The sequence below is a fragment of the Bradyrhizobium sp. Pa8 genome, from assembly GCF_052588265.1.
Genome location: NZ_CP176767.1, coordinates 1,253,052 through 1,269,364 on the forward strand (window position 1 = coordinate 1,253,052; position 16,313 = coordinate 1,269,364).

Here is a 16,313-nt window from a genome sequence, read left to right on the forward strand (position 1 = left end):
AGCCGCGACGGCTTGGGCATTTTGAAAGGACTTTATTTTCACGAGACGATCGGCGCATCTCGCAATCTGGAAGAACTTTGGATCTCCACCAAAAAATCAATCTGCTAAATCCGCTATGCTTTGGGCAAAAAGTAAGGACTATATTGAGCGTCAGCTTCGGCTTCCCCCCACGCATCACACACCATAATGGGCATCTCGCGAGCAAGCGAGACCGACGCCGCTTTGAAACCTTGAGAAACGGCAATAGAGCCCTGAGTGCGGAACTTACGGCCAAGCACGCCATGACGTAACGCGAGCTGCGCAACCTTGTCCGAAACAGGCAGCCGGCTCGCCACACGAGCGGGCGGCTCACAGGTCAGTCATTCCTGCCTGCTAGCTGATCTCGCCGACGGCACGCCAAGCCTGATCGATGGCCGCTTGGGTAAGGGGCTCCCAGCCGGAATCGGAATTGGCGATCGCAACATTGCCGAAGGGGCGCCGCGCCACCGTCATCATGTGCGCAATCTCATTCGTGTCGTCGAACAGGCTGTTCGGAGAATAGGCATAGCCATGGGGCCAGCGATTCACGGTAATGCCCTGTATATCGCGGCTTTCATCGAAGCTGCTGCCAGCGAGCTGGCGACTGAGCTGGTCGCGGACATCGTGCTCCAACTTGTCGAAGGGCGTCTCGAGCAATCTCTGGCGGCCGAGCCTCGACTGGTCGCGCGCATCTAGCCCTTGATTCGGCGTGGTCGGAGCGCAGTACATGTGAACGCACATCGTCTCTGACGGATCCTGCGGGTGTTCGTATCCGCCGAGATTGACTGGAAAATCCATCTTGACGCGGGCGTATGTCCCGGTTGGCGCATAGAGTTCGTGAATGCCGAGCTCGAGAAACGGCTTCCAAGTCCGCACCACCACGTTCGTATAGATCAGCGGCATCTTGACGTTCTGCTTGAGCGCTAGCTTCTGTTCCTCCGGCAGTTCAGGATACAGGAATGGGATCATCATGTTGTATCCGGCGAGGATGCATTTGCGTCCCCGAACCTTGCGTAACGTGCCTCCTTTCACATAGCTGACATCTGCATGATCATCGAAGTTTCTGACATTCACCGCGGTGCTGTTGAGGCGCAGGCGCACCCGCGAAGTGGCTTCATCGAGCTTGCTATAGTCGAACCGTGCAAGGGCGATGTCATCCATTGTCGTGCCCGGCGCCCCAGCAGGGATGAGGCTGCGGACCAGCAGGCGGGCAATGGAGGCATTGCCGTCCGGGAAATGGCATATATAGGGATCATCCGCATACCTGTCGGTTGCCGGTGCCGGATTCATGCCGAGGCCATCGAAGCCCGGAAAGCCGGTGTTCATCGCAGTCAGCGCCGATACCGTGTCGGAACTTGACGCGAAGAGGTCGTTAAAGCGTCCTTGGAAATACTGCGCAGCCTTCTCGCTCAGACCGGCGTGCTTCATGACATAGTCGCGATAGCTGGTCCTGGCGAGAATGTTCTCTTTGGCATCCAAGGCCATTCCCTTGAGGTAATCGATAGGCTTTTCATGGAAGGCAACGAGAGCCGCCTTGTCCGCTTCCGCGAGTGGAAAATCGGCGATGAAGGCCTTTAGCGGGCGGGCGTTGAGCCGGTTGGGGAGTTGGTCGTCGGCTGCCATCCAGAACGGATCGCCGGTCACGAGCTTGTCTTCGCCCCAGTTCTCCTTGTTGAAGAAGACACCGCGGCTCAGATTCCTAGATGCGTAGAAGGTACGGTCGAATGCCGCGGTGAAGCGATCGACATCGATGGCCAGCGATTTGAGCAGGCCGGCTGCGACTTCACTATAGCCGGTGTGCTGGGAATCGATGGTTTCTGTGCCACCATAGCCGATGATTAACCGGCCACTGATTGTGAATTCGTTGCGCTTGGCGTGCCCGCCGAAATCATCATGGTTCTCAAGGATGAGAATTGTTTTATCAGCACCATGCTTTTGTCGATAGAACCATGCGGCAGACAAGCCGCTGATGCCGCCGCCGACAACCACCAGATCGTAAGTTTCCTCCACAGGTGTTTGTGCAACTTCGAAATCCTTACCCTCGCGTCCAACTGCGTGTGCCGCCTCGAATGAGCCAGGATGGCTGCCGCGTAGGCCAGTCAGAGCTGGCGGATAGTCAGGTGAGAACTGTTCAGCCCGAAGGAAGTCGATAGGTGCCATACCTGCGACGATGGCAAGGCCAGTACCAGCCAGACAATCGCGACGGCTAATCATTTGAAGGTTGGTCCTTGGTTGCCTTGCTGAGAAGGATCGGTCCGAACTTCCTCATCAGCCAATGGGATCTTCCGCGGACCGGACAACCGGGCCGGAGGGCCAAGTTTAGCCGGTCTTGAGCTGGCGCTGCACGATCTGCTGGCCGGATGCGAAACCAGCCGGAAAGCGTGAGCCAGGAAGTTTGCGGCCTCGCGGACGTAGCAGCAACGTGTTGGCGTTGGACCGAACCACCGCTTGGTAGGCATCGACCTTGTCTCCGAAGAGCTTCGAGTGTGCCCAAAAGCAATCAAACTGGTGTGCCTTGCGATCCCGAAGGCTGCAGCAGCCGCTGACATCCTGGATAAAACACGCGAGAGCTGGCTTGCCGGCACGTTGGGCGTTCTCGCCACCGAGAACCGGGATCGTGCCCACCGCTCACCGCGAAACCCCATACAATATTCCTCGGCACGGCCTCTGCCTCGCCAGGAGTGCAAGCCCGCTCTTGCGCCCGCGCCAATCCCCGCAGGATCCCACGTTCGAGCACGCCCGCGCGTAACGAGCACCGGCGTTACGAACAGTCCGCTGTCCTTGGCATTGATGGCCGCACGGCTGAGATCGGTCCCGGGTCCGCCCATTCCTTGCTCAAGCCGGCGAACAGACTGGTAGGCTTTAGCTTTATCCGGTGGTGGCGCTAACCTACCATATCCGGTAGGGGCAATGGCGGATTCTCGTCGCTCACTTCAGCCCTTCCTCGCCTTCAGCCCGAGTCCCGCGGCTCGCTGGAGGGCTTCTCAGCGCATCACTGCTTCTCTGCGGGCGCGTTGCCTTCGCCTGACGGGGCGGGCGGTGGTGACGGCGCTGGCGTGTCCACCGGCAGTGTCGCAGCAACGCAATCACCTGCCCAGATCTTCGTGCCTCTGACCGTCCCAACTAGTTTACAACCCATCGATGCCCGCGGCTCGACGTGAGTGGATGGCTTCTTTGCTGCCCTGGGTGGAGCAGTTTGAGCAAAAGCGCCGCTCGCAAAAAGCAGCGTGATTAGTGCGATCAGCAGTTTCATGGTCACCCCGGATCGTTCAATGTGTTCCCGCTCACTTCTTCGCCTTCAGCCCGAGCTGGACCAGGCGACGCACGGCCTGAGCGCGCGTCATCTCCTCGACGCTCTTCGCGATCCATGCGTCGATTGCAGCAAGCTCGGCTTCATGCCACCGCTCGCCGATCTGCACTCCCTTACCTGTAGTTGGCGGGCGACCTCGCTTATTCTTAGCGGTAACACGAATTGATGTTGTCATGATTACTGTTACCATAAAAGCGAGCCGGAGAGAAGTTGGCGCTTCCACGCGCCGCCTCAATCATACTGCTAAGGGCGCTTCGCGGTTCTGGCACAGGCCCCTAGCACAGTTGGGTTCGGCCGTCGTGCGACCGGCCGCCAAGCGGCAGGATGTACATTCTCTTTCTGCGGGGGAATCGTCGATGGTTTCGTAACGCCAACCCGATCGACCTCGTGGCGGTCTTGGGCCCGCAGGTGCAGTTTTCGCTGCGCCCCGAAAGCCGTTCAGAGGTTCTACCGCAGCAGAAGCTGCTGATCACCAAGCTGAAGTATCAGATTGACGGCCACGGTCGGAGTGTTCGGCGCGGCTGACCTAGCAGTTGCCATTGGCACCCGAAGAGCGAGTGCCAACGCCACCGAGGACGAGCTGGCAGCGGCATAGACCGTGGCCAACACGACGACGGCGAGAGGGTTACCCGCAAGCGCGCCGAGCGCCAGACCTTCCCCGAGCACCTTCCCCCGCAGCGAGTGAATATCGATGGGCGGACGGCTTGTGAATGCTGCGACAGTAATCGCCTTCACCGCCTCGGTGTGGACGTGCCGCGCACGCTGGAAGTGGTGACGCGCCAGTAGAAAGCCGCGCCATGCCCATTGTCATCTGCCATATCCGATACGGCAGACTTCCTGGCGATGGATGTAAGTAACTAAGTGCGCTGCGAAGCGCCATCCGGCGGATCCACAGCGATTGAATTCCACCTTTCCGCCGGCTCCGCGGCAACCCGGGCTGCAGCGGCGGCTTTTGCCATCGAGGAGAAAAGCTAAAAGCGCAAGACCAAGGTTTGATTTCCGATATGAGCGTTCGATATTTGGTGTTTAAGACAACTATACGAAGGTATGTAATGCGCCTTTTTTCGGCTACAGTCGAACGCGAAACCGCTCACGAGCGCCTGTCGGAATGGAATAAATTGCTATATTTTTTGTCTGATTATTGATCTCTCCGCCAGAAGGGCCACACGGCTACAAGCATGTTTAACCAGCTCACCATGTTGGGACGTTCAGCGACGCAGTTTTTCTTCGGTGGCATTACGCTCGCGGTGGTAACGCTGGCTTCCTTGTATATTCACAGCCCTTTCGCAGCGACGGCGTTCGCCTACCTGGTGGTGATCCTGCTGTTTTCGCTGATGGGCAGCTTCATCGCATCATTGGCGCTTTCCATCGTCTCTGTCGCTGCTTTAGCCTACGTGTTTGCGCCCCCCACGTTCAGTCTCCAGATCGAAGACTACCAGGACCTTTTGGTGGTTGTCGCTTTCTTTACTGCCTCAACTGTCGGAGCGCACTTGATCGGAAAAGTCCGCTACGAAACGGAAGCTGCGCGCGAGGTCGCAGCCAAGTTACGGCGCAGCGGGGCCGATCTGCACAATCGCGAGAAACTGTGGCGCGCAATCTTCGAGCATAATCCGGCTATGTACTTCATGGTCGATGAAGCTGGGACGATCCTTAACGTCAATACTTTCGGCGCGACCCAACTCGGCTATGCGCCAGCAGAACTAGTAGGCCTATCCGTGCTGAAAGTCTTTCTGGAAGACGATCGTGAGGTCGTCCGCAAATGCATCGGGGAGTGTCTTACAGATATCGGCCAATCGCGTACCTGGGATATCCAGAAGGTCAGAAAGGACGGCTCGGTGCTATGGGTGCGCGAAAGCGCCAAGTCCATGCTGGGGGCCGACGACAAGCCAATCGTCCTCATCGCCTGCGAAGATATCACCGAGCAAAAGCGAACCGAACTTGCTCTGCAGCGGAGCGAAGCCCATTTGGCCCAGGCACAGGAATTGAGCCGCACCGGCAGCTTCGGCTGGAACCTCGCCACTCGAGAGGTTTTTTGGTCCAAGGAGACTTTTCGGATGTTCCAGTACGATCCGGAAACGAAACCGACACCGCAGCACGTCCTTGACCGTACCCACCCAGAAGATAGAGCTTCCGTCCAAGAGACTCTGGATCGAGCGTCTCGAGGCGAGGATTTTGAGCACGAGTACCGACTGCTGATGCCCGATGGGTCGGTAAAGCACATTTACGCGCTGGCACGAGCCACGAGAACCGCGTCTGGTGATACCGAATTTGTCGGGGCGGCGACGGACATCACGGCAGCAAAGCAGACGGAACAGCAACTGCGACGTAGTGAGGCCTATCTGGCCGACGCGCAGCAGCTCAGTCGCACAGGCACCTGGTCCTGGGACTGTCAACGTCGCTGTTTTGCATATCGCTCCGCCGAAGTCAGTCGTCTCTTTGGCTTTGATCCGGACGAGCCCGTGTCGCTTGAGGCCATCCGGTCGCGCATCCATCCAGACGACTTGCCGCTGCAGCAGGAGGTGCAGCGTCAGGCTATCGAACAAAAGACCGGGAACTTCGAATACGATTTCCGAATCCGTCTTCCCGATGGCACGATAAGGCACATACACTCAGTTGCGCACGCTGTGTTGGGTAGCGACGGCTCCACCGTCGAACTCATCGGAACGCACATGGATGTCACCGAGCAACACGCAGCCCGGGAACGCTTGGAAAACACTCTTGCTGCTCTACGTGAGAGCGAGCAGCGCTTTCGTGACTACGCCGAAACTGCTTCCGACTGGCTCTGGGAGACCGGGCCAGACCACGTGGTCACCCTCATATCAGAACACGCCAGCGCTGCGGGCGTCTTGGCCACAGGGCATCTCGGGCTGCCTCGCTGGGAAATTGCGCGCGACGTCGAAGAAGAACCCGAGAAATGGCAGCAGCATCGGGTGATGCTAGACGCACACCTCCCATTTCGCGATCTGATTTATCGCGCGGTGAACGGGAGCGGATCTGCGATCTACGTCCGGACCAGTGGCAAGCCGTTTTTTGATGTAAGCGGCAACTTCCTCGGTTACCGTGGCGTCAGCAGCGACATTACCGCGAAGATACGGGCAGATCAGGCCGAACAAGAGCTGCGCAAGGCACAAGCGGATCTTGCGCATGTGACGCGCGTGACGACGCTGGGAGAACTAACAGCCTCCATCGCGCACGAAGTAAACCAGCCGCTCGCGGCCATCGTCAGCAACGCCGATGCGTGCTTGGGCTGGATCCGGCGCGAAACTCCCGATGTGTCCGCCGCGCGCAGGTCGCTGGGGTGGATCATCGACGACGCTATACGGGCAAGCGAGGTGATCCGCAGGGTCCGCTCGCTTGCGAGGAAGGGTGATATCGAGATGGTGCCGCTTGATATCAATGACGTCGTTAATGAGGCCATCGCGCTGTTGACCCGTGAGCTGGTTAATCACCAAGTGACCTTGCGAACCGAGTTGGCGCCAACACTTCCCACGATCCTCGGGGACCGGGTTCAGCTGCAACAGGTGATCATCAATCTGGTGATGAATGGGATCGAGGCCATGCAAGCAGTTGACGACAGGACGCGCGAATTGGCGATTCAGTCATCCAGGGACGATATGGGGCGCGTGCAACTCTCCGTGACTGATTGCGGCGTCGGGATCACTGAGGATGATAGAGTCCGGATCTTAGATCCGTTTTTCACCACGAAATCGAGCGGCCTTGGAATGGGTCTCGCGATCTGTCGTTCGATCATTGAAGCTCACGGAGGGCGCCTATCAATCGTCCGCAAGCAAGAGCCGGGTGCGACATTTCGATTTGCCCTGCCGGTCGTGTCGTGTTTGGACAATCAGACGGTTGCGAACCTTCAAGTTCTTATTTGAGACCTTAAGTCCGTGCGGGCAGGCAGTGTTGAAACGGGTCAATACAGGTCCAATAAACGAGCAAACAGCCGCGAGCTCGGACTCGCGAAGCTGGGCATCACGACCAATTCGTGGCAGTTCCGGACGATCCCGGAAGGGATCGCCCGGCTCGATTTTTCTGCAGTTGCGCAAAAACCGGGTTCACCGGAGCCGCTCCGCAGCGCTCTGCACCATTTTGCAGCCATATGAGCGCGTGTCTCTCCAGCCAGCGCTGTGAGAAGTCGACATTCGCGACAAGAAGGGCCCTCGGGCCCTTTAACTTTATGAAGCAACGGCCGCGAGTTGCGACGCCGATCAACTCGCAACGGGGCGGGGGTGCCGAATTCATCTCCCACATCTTCGACATCCCCTTAAGCACTTCTACTCCGCCATTATGCTCGTCGGCGCGCGATCAAACTCGCTCGCGCTCCAGACGCCCACGGAGCTTCTCAAATGCCCGATCCCACCGCCGGCTTGCCGCCCCGATACTTGCGTACCCCTGAAGCTGCGCGCTTTCTTGGGCTCTCCGGGCGGACCCTTGAAAAGCATCGCACCTATGGCACGGGCCCAACTTATCGCAAGCTCGGTGGCCGCGTCGTTTATGCGCTTGAAGACCTGAAAGCCTGGGTAGATCGCGGAGCCAAGACGTCGACCAGCGATCCTGGCCGCGGCACGGTCTTGCCCGCCAAACGGCACACACCCATTCCATATGCAGGCAAGGAGCGGCGCTAATCCATGTCTGACCTCAGGCCCTTTGCTTCTGAACAGCGCCATTTGGAACGCGATCAGCTCGATTTGTTTTGCGCAGTACCCGGCGATCGGGCACCGCACGACGCGCAAGACTTGATGGCATATCTATTCTTTTCCTTGGCAAAGTCGAAACGGATTGTGGCGATTGATTTTCGCCCCAGGACGATCACGATCGGTGAGGAGGTTGTGCCGGAACATGGCATGGCGACCATCTGGGATGCGGACATTTTGATCCGAGCCGCTTCGCAGATTGTCGAGGCCCGCGACGCTGGCCTGAAGACGCCTCGGCTGGCCGCCACCCCCTACGAGATCCTGACCTTCGCAGACCCCGGCACCAACGTGCGCAACTACGATCGCCACGACGTTGCACTCGACAGGCTGCAATCAGCAACGATCGTGACGTCGATTCGTCAGCCGACCGAACGCCGACGGCATCGCCTTTCCTGGATCAACGAAGGGAGGGAGACGCCGGCTATGCTCGGCCTCGCCTTCGGAATCGAGATGATCTTGCTGGATTTGTTCGACACGGGTGTTCTCAATGAAGCTCTCGTGCTGACCATCGACCGCGCCTATTGCGATCTGACTGGCGAATTTGAACGCCGGTTCTATCGCCTCTTACGCAAAAATGGCGGCCGTCAAGCGGGCCATTGGAGCTTTGATCTCGTGCATCTCCATTTCAATTCAGGCAGCCGACCCCCGCTCAAGAACTTTGCATACGACCTGCGCCAGATCGTCCGTCGTCAAACGCTACGCGGATATCGGCGTGTCATCACGCGTGACGCTAGCGGTGCCGAGAGATTGGGCTTCGCGCCAATCCGGCGCAATCCGATTCCAGAACGATCGCGCAGGCGCGGGCGCACCTCTCGGTCGGGGGAAAACCTTTTGCGATCACGGACCAGAAGTCTCGTGCCATCGGGGACCGGACGTTCGTGCTATTGGGGACGGAGATTGCCGCTAACGCTCTGTTCTGCAGCTGCTTCCCGCTCCCGTAACTCTGCTAACTGCGAATCCTTATTCCTTCGAACGAATCTGGGCCTCTCGTCTGCGATCAGCGAGGCGACCGCCGCGAAGGTTCCACAACAGAGCCATTGCTGGCCGTCGCCCCGACGGCTCGGCCGCAGTCAATGTTGTTGCTGCCAATCGAGCGCGGATAAGCACCTGTTGGCATGGCCAGCAGACGTCCCCGAACAAGGGGGCGTCAGATGAATGATCTCACACGTGTTGAACTCTTATGGCTCAAAGGGCGGATCGAGAACCGTATTCGGTTTGGCCGGCCCGTGTCGGAAGAGATCATCGACCGCCATCGCCGCGTTCTTTCATTTGCGACCGGCAGCATTTTCGCGTTCGTGCGTTGGACGTCAAATGATTTTGGAACCGTTCTGTCTCGCATCGACATTTTGCGCGCCGTGGCGCCACGGCAGCGGTATTCAACCATCCCTTGGGTCACTCCCGGAGGAGAGAGCCTGCTGCGATTGTCAGGATGGACAAGGGTCGAACGCGCACTGCAATTGATCGATGCCGTGGAGGCTCTTGGTATCAATCCTGCCGATGCTGCGCCAGATTACTGGCATCACGTTCATAACCGTCTCTCTGTCAGCGAATCCCCGCGAACCTACACCCGTGCACGCCATCAGGCTTGGCTGCGCCGTCGAAGACGAGGGCTCTGATGGGACGGCTAACGATCATTCTTGCGATCTGCGGATCGGCAGCTCTCACGTTGTGCTCGGACAAAGATGCGCCGCCATCGTATATCTGGAACGCTTCGGAGAGTGTTCCGATTGGCCTCTATCGTCTGCAACCAGCGCGAGGATTGACTGTCACTGAGCTCGTAGCGGTTCAGCCGCCTGAGCCAATTGCGAGCTTCCTTGACCTGAACGGTTATCTGCCGATCGGTGTTCCCATGCTCAAACGCGTCCTGGCGTTGCCTGGACAATCCGTTTGCAGAAATGGCCCCGTCGTCTCCGTCGACGGCATCGAGATGGGACTGGCGAGCGAGCGCGATGCGCGTGGGCGGCCGCTGCCGGTGTGGCTCGGATGCCGCCTTATAGCGCCAGATGAAGTCTTTCTCATGAATTGGCAGTCGGCGGACTCGTTCGATGGGCGCTACTTCGGGCCAATTCCAGCATCTGCGGTCATCGGACAAGCCCTACCTGTGTGGACAAAGGGAGATTGATCTTGCTCGGCCCGCTTCGTGGATATGAACTCTCCCCAGTCGATGGATCGCAGGACCCCTACTCCGTCCCGGCCAAATGTCTGACGACGACCGTGCGCGGTGCTTGTGGGCGGTCACCTCACACTCAGAGGACGGACCGGCGAACCACGGTGTTATCGAGCGTAATCACCAGCGCTTCGATCCCTGCAATGGCAGTCTGCGTCTTGGGAGCTGTGCTGGTTCTCAAATTGCCGTCGGACGCTTGGGCTGAGACAGCAGTACCGACGCCCGGCGCGCAATCGCCAAGCTCTCAGGACGCAGATTCATACCCTGCCTTCGTGGCTGAAGCTTCTCGACGATTTTCGCTCCCGGATCACTGGATCCGTGCCGTGCTGCAAGTCGAGAGCCGTGGAGACGTACGCGCCGTATCCCTTCGGGGAGCGTTGGGCCTGATGCAAATCATGCCCCAGACCTGGGTCGACCTAGGTACTCGCTACAACCTCGGTGTCGACCCCTTTGATCCCCGCGACAACATTCTCGCAGGCGCGGCCTATCTTCGCGAGATGCTGGACCGGTTTGGTTTCGAAGGATTTCTCGCTGCCTACAATGCGGGTCCAAGGCGCTACGAAGCGTACTTGGCGACGGGGCAACCACTACCTCAGGAAACTGAGATTTACGTCGCCAGGCTCGTACGATTGATCGAGATGAAGCAGCACGAGCATGCCACTCTTGTCATCCGACATACCATTCCGTGGCAGCAAGCCGTGTTATTCTTTGACCGCTCTGGCGGCTCGTCGGCGACTGCCAGAACGGCATCAGCTCTGCATCCAGTGAGCGGTCCGAACGACCGCCCAAGCTTGAGTGCGCCTGCGCTGGTACTTGGCGCGACCCAGCTCTTTGTGCAGCGATCAACCGGAGCTCAGTTCCGATGATCGCAATCGCATTTCGTCGAGCAGCCTCGAAGCTTATCGCAAGTTGGAGAGTGCTAGGGAACGAGCAGAGATTAGCCGACCGCTGATGGCAAGGGAAAAGGCCGGCCGTCGGTCCGGCCGATGTGATTGGTTGGATTGGTCAATTTGCCATCGGCGCAGACGATCCTGCCAGCCATTCAGCAAATTACCCTAATGGAATCAATCTTCCTTGCGCCATCCTTCACCAGCACAGGGCAGTTTTGCGCCATGGCAGTGCACGACGATGACCTGCGCGTCCGGCCCGGTCGCATTGACCATGGTAACCGTGGCGCGAGGCGGCCGCAGACCTTCGTCGGTCAGGTCATGCGAGCTGCCAAAAGGGCAGGGCATGTAGGCAACAGCTTCCGGTCAGGTCCAGACCGCAGCCGTTCCCGCTTTGGCCGCGGCCGGCGTGCGGCAATCTCGATCCGCTTGCGCTCAAATGCCCGGCGTGTGGTCACGAAGGCGCGCGTGGTGCGCCACCGGGGAACGCGATTCCGTTCCGCCCCGCTAGGCAAGCACGTCGCCTACCTCAAGCGAGATGGCGTTACACGGGATGGCCGGGTTGCCTCGATGTTTGACGCGAGCTCTGATGCAGCCGACGAGCGGGGCTTCACTGAGCGCTGCGCGGATGATCGCCATCATTTCAGGTTCATCGTTTCGCCCGAGGACGGCGCGGCCCTCGGTGACCTGAAGGCATTCACCCGCGAGCTGATGCGGGATGTCGAAAAAGATCTCGCGACCAAGCTCGACTGGATTGCTGTCGATCACTGGAACACGGACAACCCACATGTCCATCTCCTTATTCGCGGGCGTGCAGACGACGGACAGGATCTTGTAATCAGCCGCGAGTACATCAGCCGCGGTTTGCGCGATCGCGCCGCTGATCGTGTCACCCTTGAGCTTGGGCCCCGGAGCGAACAGGAAATTCGTACCAGCCTCGAACGAGAGGTCGACGCTGAGCGTTGGACCAGCCTCGACCGAGCGCTGCGGAACATCTGCGATGACGGCGCCGGCGTGGCGGACCTCAGGCCCGGCCGCGATGGCGAGGATCCTGAACTGCGCCAGCTTCTGCTCGGCAGGGCAGCCAAGCTCGAACGCCTCGGCCTCGCTGAACCCATAGGGCCCGCCTGCTGGAACTTGAAGCCAGGGCTGGAGCAGACCCTTCGCCAGCTCGGCATGCGCGGCGACATCATCAAAACCATGCATCGGGCGATGAGTGAAAACGGTCGGGAGCCAGACATCGGCACCTTCGCCCTCCATGGAGAGGAGCCTACCGATCCGGTCCTTGGACGTCTTGTTCAACGTGGTCTCGATGATGAGTTGAAGGGGACCGCTTATGCGATCGTGGCTGGCGTCGACGGCAGAACCCATCATCTGCGCTTTGGCGACCTTGAATATACGGGCGATGCGCCAGCCGGTGCTATCGTCGAGCTGCGCGCCTACGCTGATGCCAGCGGAAAGCGGCGCGTGTCACTCGCCGTTCGCTCGGACCTGTCGATCGAGGAGCAGGTGACAGCGAAGGGCGCCACCTGGCTTGATCGGCAGCTTATCGCGAAAAACCCACCGCTCAGCGGTGGCGGGTTCGGCGCGGAGGTCCGGTCCGCAATGGATGCGCGCCTGGATCACCTCGTTGAGCAAGGTTTCGTGCGCCGGTACGGACAGCGCGTCGTGTTTGCTTGTGACTTGCTCGCTACCCTGCAGCGGCGCGAGCTTCAAACCGCTAGCGCCAAGTTTTCGGCTACTACCGGACTTGCCTATCAGCCCTCAACCGAGGGCGATCATGTGACAGGCATCTACCGTCAGCGCGTGACGCTCGCCTCGGGACGTTTCGCTATGATTGACGATGGGCTCGGCTTTGAGCTCGTGCCATGGCGACCAGCTTTGGAACAGCACCTCGGAAAAGAGGTGTCTGGCACCATGACGCTCAGTGGCAGAGTCGAATGGAATCTAGGCCGCAAGCGAGGATTGGGAATATAGCCTGATGAAGCGGGACTAGTGGTCTCAGCCGAAGCAGCCATAGTTCGTGGCCGCGCCGACAAGCCCGACGTGAGTTGCTACCGGAAGGTTGACAGGAACTTCCACAAGCCGCTGTCGGGACCGTACTTCCACTCCCCGAAGCATCGGGTGGTGCAGCTCTCAGATCACCCCAAAGGGTTCAATGCAAGTCGCGGCGAGAAGTAAGGAAGGACGAGACAGTCCCTAAAGAGCCTTACCCATTCATCCGCTGGATGCCGAGCATGAAGCCTGTGCGTTACGACCGGCGCCTGACGCGCACTTGTTTCAAGCATTACCGGTCTTGTTGCGAAGGCGACATCCTAGCGAGCAACTAAAGGGTATGCTCGCTGCGAGTCAGGATCTGTTTCGATGGGCTCGCATCGAGGTCTGACGCCGGGCGACCAAGGGACAGTTCGCAGCCAAGACACCAACCGGAATGCGCTGCGCATCGGCATCAGCGCTGAGCTATGTTACTGGATCGTTGGCGCGTGAGCGCCGATGTTGCTTACCTGCCTTGCACGGATTTCCCGGGGGCGCGACAACCATCCACTGCGCGATTTCACGCGCTTCACCGATCAGCGCGGGGGCTGTGGCGGCGGGGGGCAAATTGAAGGCGTTCTATCGTACCTCATCATCAGCAATTTCACCGTCGGCATCGGTGGGCGTTAACGATGTAGAGTCCGAGCGATAGCGAGGAGTTCGCCACCAAAGCCAAGCAGGCAGACAGCCGCCTAGTCACTTCTGGGCCCTATCTGCGAATTATCACATGGAGCGATGGGGTGCGTTCCCCGAGGCGTCCTACAACTTAACTAAAACTCGCTCCTCGTCGCCACACTCTTCGGAAGCCGCCCGAACGATACGGCGCCGATGAAGGCTCAGGTTCCGTGCCTCGCGTCAGCCGGAGGCCGCAAACTGCAAGCTTTTCGGTCGTTAAGGCTCAAAGGCTTGCATCGTTACGACGGAAGGGCCACGCGCTGCGAGCGGCTAAAATTATTATTGTAGCCGTCAGATCTGTCTCACGCTTCCCGCAACCTGAATGCTCGATTTTCCTCTGATAGGATGAGGCTCGACCATGGTCAGATGCGGCAACTGCAACCGGCGTGTCGATTCCTCTGTTTGAGCTCCTCCTCTCAAGATCGTTCTGCACTCACGCCACAGCCGCCATTTCTACGCTCGCGCAAGTTTAGCGTTGTGAAACGCGGCTCGCAGTGTTTCATCAACGCTTATCATGTCTATAACGAAGGTCCTTTGGGGCCAGATCACGCTTGTCCTTGCCATCGTGCTCGTCACCACCTGGGCGGCGACCCAGTGGGTGGCCTGGAAACTCGGATTCCAGCCGCAGCTAGGACAACCGTGGTTCGAGCTCGGGCACGGAAGGCCCGTCTACCTGCCGCCTGCGTTTTTCTGGTGGTGGTACGCCTACGACGCCTATGCGCCGATGATATTCACTGAGGGCGCCTGCATCGCAGCGTCGGGTGGCATCATTTCGATCATGGTTGCATTTGCTCTATCGGTCTGGCGAGCCCAAGAGGCGAAGACGGCCGCTACCTACGGCTCCGCACGTTGGGCGCTTCCCAGCGAACTTCGATCGGCACAGCTTACTGGACCCGATGGCGTCATTCTCGGTCGGTTCGATCGCAACTATCTTCGACACAACGGGCCCGAACACGTACTCTGCTTTGCGCCGACGCGATCAGGCAAGGGTGTCGGCCTCGTCGTTCCGACACTCCTGACCTGGCCGGGTAGTTGCGTCGTCCACGACATCAAGGGCGAGAATTGGACTCTGACTTCAGGTTTTCGCTCTTCGCATGGGAGGGTACTGCTATTCGACCCAACGGATCGAAACTCCGCGGCATACAATCCGCTACTCGAGGTTCGTCGGGGAGAATGGGAGGTTCGGGATGTCCAGAACATCGCGGACGTCCTGGTGGATCCTGAAGGAGCACTGGAACGACGCAATCACTGGGAAAAGACGAGCCACTCGCTGCTGGTCGGCGGCATCCTGCACGTGCTTTACGCCGAGGCTGACAAAACATTGGCGGGCGTCGCCAACTTCCTTTCGGATCCCAAGCGTCCCATCGAGGCGACGCTCCGCGCGATGATGACAACGCCGCATCTCGGCGATGTCGGTCCGCATCCCGTCATTGCGTCCGCAGCGCGCGAGCTCCTGAACAAGAGCGAAAACGAGCGCTCCGGGGTGCTTTCGACCGCGATGTCCTTCCTCGGGCTCTACCGAGATCCGGTAGTGGCGCGCGTCACGCGCTGCAGTGATTGGCGTATTCGCGATCTCGTGGAGGCGAGGCGACCAACGACCCTCTATCTAGTCGTGCCGCCCTCGGATATCAGCCGGACCAAGCCGTTGGTACGATTGATCCTCAACCAGATCGGACGGCGCCTCACAGAAGATCTCCACGCCAAGGCACGCCGGCATCGTGTGCTGCTGATGCTTGACGAGTTCCCTGCTTTGGGCCGGCTCGACTTTTTCGAGTCGGCGCTCGCTTTCATGGCGGGTTACGGCCTCAAGAGCTTCTTGATCGCCCAATCTCTTAATCAGGTCGAAAAGGCCTACGGGCCGAACAACTCCATTCTCGACAATTGCCATGTTCGGGTCGCGTTCGCAACGAATGACGAGCGAACTGCAAGACGGGTCTCGGAAGCCCTCGGAATGGCGACCGAGCTGCGCGCCATGAAAAATTATGCCGGTCATAGGTTAAGCCCTTGGCTGGGGCATCTGATGGTGTCCAGGCAAGAGACGGCGCGCCCCCTGCTGACGGCCGGTGAGGTCATGCAGTTGTCATCAGACGACGAATTGGTGTTGGTCTCGGGCTCTCCGCCGATCCGAGCCAAGAAGGCACGCTATTACGAAGATCCTCGATTGTGTGAGCGGGTACTCCCGCCAGCTCGGCCCGGTAACAGAGAAGAGGGCATCCAATCGCCTCACGACGATTGGACCAGGCTGCCTTTGCCTGGTGCCTCGGGGACCAAACATGAACTGTCCACAGAGCAGGAGCACAGTGCGTCCAGCGGCGATCCCGCGAATGGTGGCATTCGTCGCGAACCGGCGCTTGGCGAGCATGAAGAGGTAGAAATAGACCGCAGCGAGGAAAGGGCAGAGTTCGAGTTTTCCGATGAAGAAGGTGACGACAAGGTCCAGCGCGCCCTCGTTCTTCGCGGACAGTCGTCAAGTCTTGCGCGCCAGGCCGCAATGGATCCTGGCGACGGTCTCGATCTCTGAGCTG

At 59.2% G+C, this 16,313-nt stretch carries 10 protein-coding genes and 2 pseudogenes; 9 read left to right on the forward strand and 3 right to left on the reverse strand.

Annotated features, from left to right (window positions below):
* Positions 1-372: 372 nt before the first annotated feature.
* The 3 genes from ACKWRH_RS05820 to ACKWRH_RS05830 form a co-directional block, all read right to left on the reverse strand.
* Complete coding sequence (locus ACKWRH_RS05820; RefSeq protein ID WP_445219682.1) at positions 373-2,232, reverse strand: NAD(P)-binding protein; 1,860 nt, start codon at positions 2,230-2,232, stop codon at positions 373-375.
* 105 nt (positions 2,233-2,337) lie between these two features.
* On the reverse strand, positions 2,338-2,643 hold the full coding sequence (locus tag ACKWRH_RS05825) for a hypothetical protein (protein ID WP_445219683.1): 306 nt from the start codon (positions 2,641-2,643) through the stop codon (positions 2,338-2,340).
* 659 nt (positions 2,644-3,302) lie between these two features.
* The gene (locus tag ACKWRH_RS05830; protein WP_445219684.1) at positions 3,303-3,437 is read right to left on the reverse strand and encodes a hypothetical protein; all 135 of its coding nucleotides are present in this window, start codon (positions 3,435-3,437) and stop codon (positions 3,303-3,305) included.
* A gap of 335 nt (positions 3,438-3,772) precedes the next feature.
* Between ACKWRH_RS05830 and ACKWRH_RS05835 the strand changes: the two are divergent.
* The 9 genes and pseudogenes from ACKWRH_RS05835 to ACKWRH_RS05875 form a co-directional block, all read left to right on the forward strand.
* Positions 3,773-4,111, forward strand: a pseudogene (locus ACKWRH_RS05835) (IS66 family transposase); the annotation flags it as partial.
* Positions 4,112-4,506: 395 nt separating this feature from the next.
* Positions 4,507-7,206: a PAS domain S-box protein gene (locus tag ACKWRH_RS05840; RefSeq protein ID WP_445219685.1), complete on the forward strand. Its 2,700-nt coding sequence runs from the start codon at positions 4,507-4,509 to the stop codon at positions 7,204-7,206.
* A 471-nt stretch (positions 7,207-7,677) separates the two neighbouring features.
* Positions 7,678-7,956, forward strand: coding sequence for a helix-turn-helix transcriptional regulator (locus ACKWRH_RS05845; protein WP_445219686.1), 279 nt, complete (start codon positions 7,678-7,680; stop codon positions 7,954-7,956).
* A gap of 3 nt (positions 7,957-7,959) precedes the next feature.
* Positions 7,960-8,856: pseudogene (locus tag ACKWRH_RS05850) on the forward strand (replication initiator protein A); the annotation flags it as partial.
* Between the two features lie 320 nt (positions 8,857-9,176).
* Positions 9,177-9,641 (forward strand): DUF2840 domain-containing protein, encoded by a 465-nt coding sequence (locus ACKWRH_RS05855; protein WP_445219687.1) that lies wholly within the window; start codon positions 9,177-9,179, stop codon positions 9,639-9,641.
* On the forward strand, positions 9,641-10,147 hold the full coding sequence (locus tag ACKWRH_RS05860) for a S26 family signal peptidase (RefSeq protein ID WP_445219688.1): 507 nt from the start codon (positions 9,641-9,643) through the stop codon (positions 10,145-10,147). The genes ACKWRH_RS05855 and ACKWRH_RS05860 overlap by 1 nt, the downstream gene beginning before the upstream one ends.
* Before the next feature lie 188 nt (positions 10,148-10,335).
* The gene (locus ACKWRH_RS05865) at positions 10,336-11,058 is read left to right on the forward strand and encodes a lytic transglycosylase domain-containing protein (RefSeq protein ID WP_445219689.1); all 723 of its coding nucleotides are present in this window, start codon (positions 10,336-10,338) and stop codon (positions 11,056-11,058) included.
* A gap of 246 nt (positions 11,059-11,304) precedes the next feature.
* Positions 11,305-13,056, forward strand: coding sequence for a relaxase/mobilization nuclease domain-containing protein (locus tag ACKWRH_RS05870; protein WP_445222326.1), 1,752 nt, complete (start codon positions 11,305-11,307; stop codon positions 13,054-13,056).
* A gap of 1,246 nt (positions 13,057-14,302) precedes the next feature.
* Positions 14,303-16,309, forward strand: coding sequence for a conjugal transfer protein TraG (locus tag ACKWRH_RS05875; protein ID WP_445219690.1), 2,007 nt, complete (start codon positions 14,303-14,305; stop codon positions 16,307-16,309).
* Positions 16,310-16,313 lie beyond the last annotated feature (4 nt).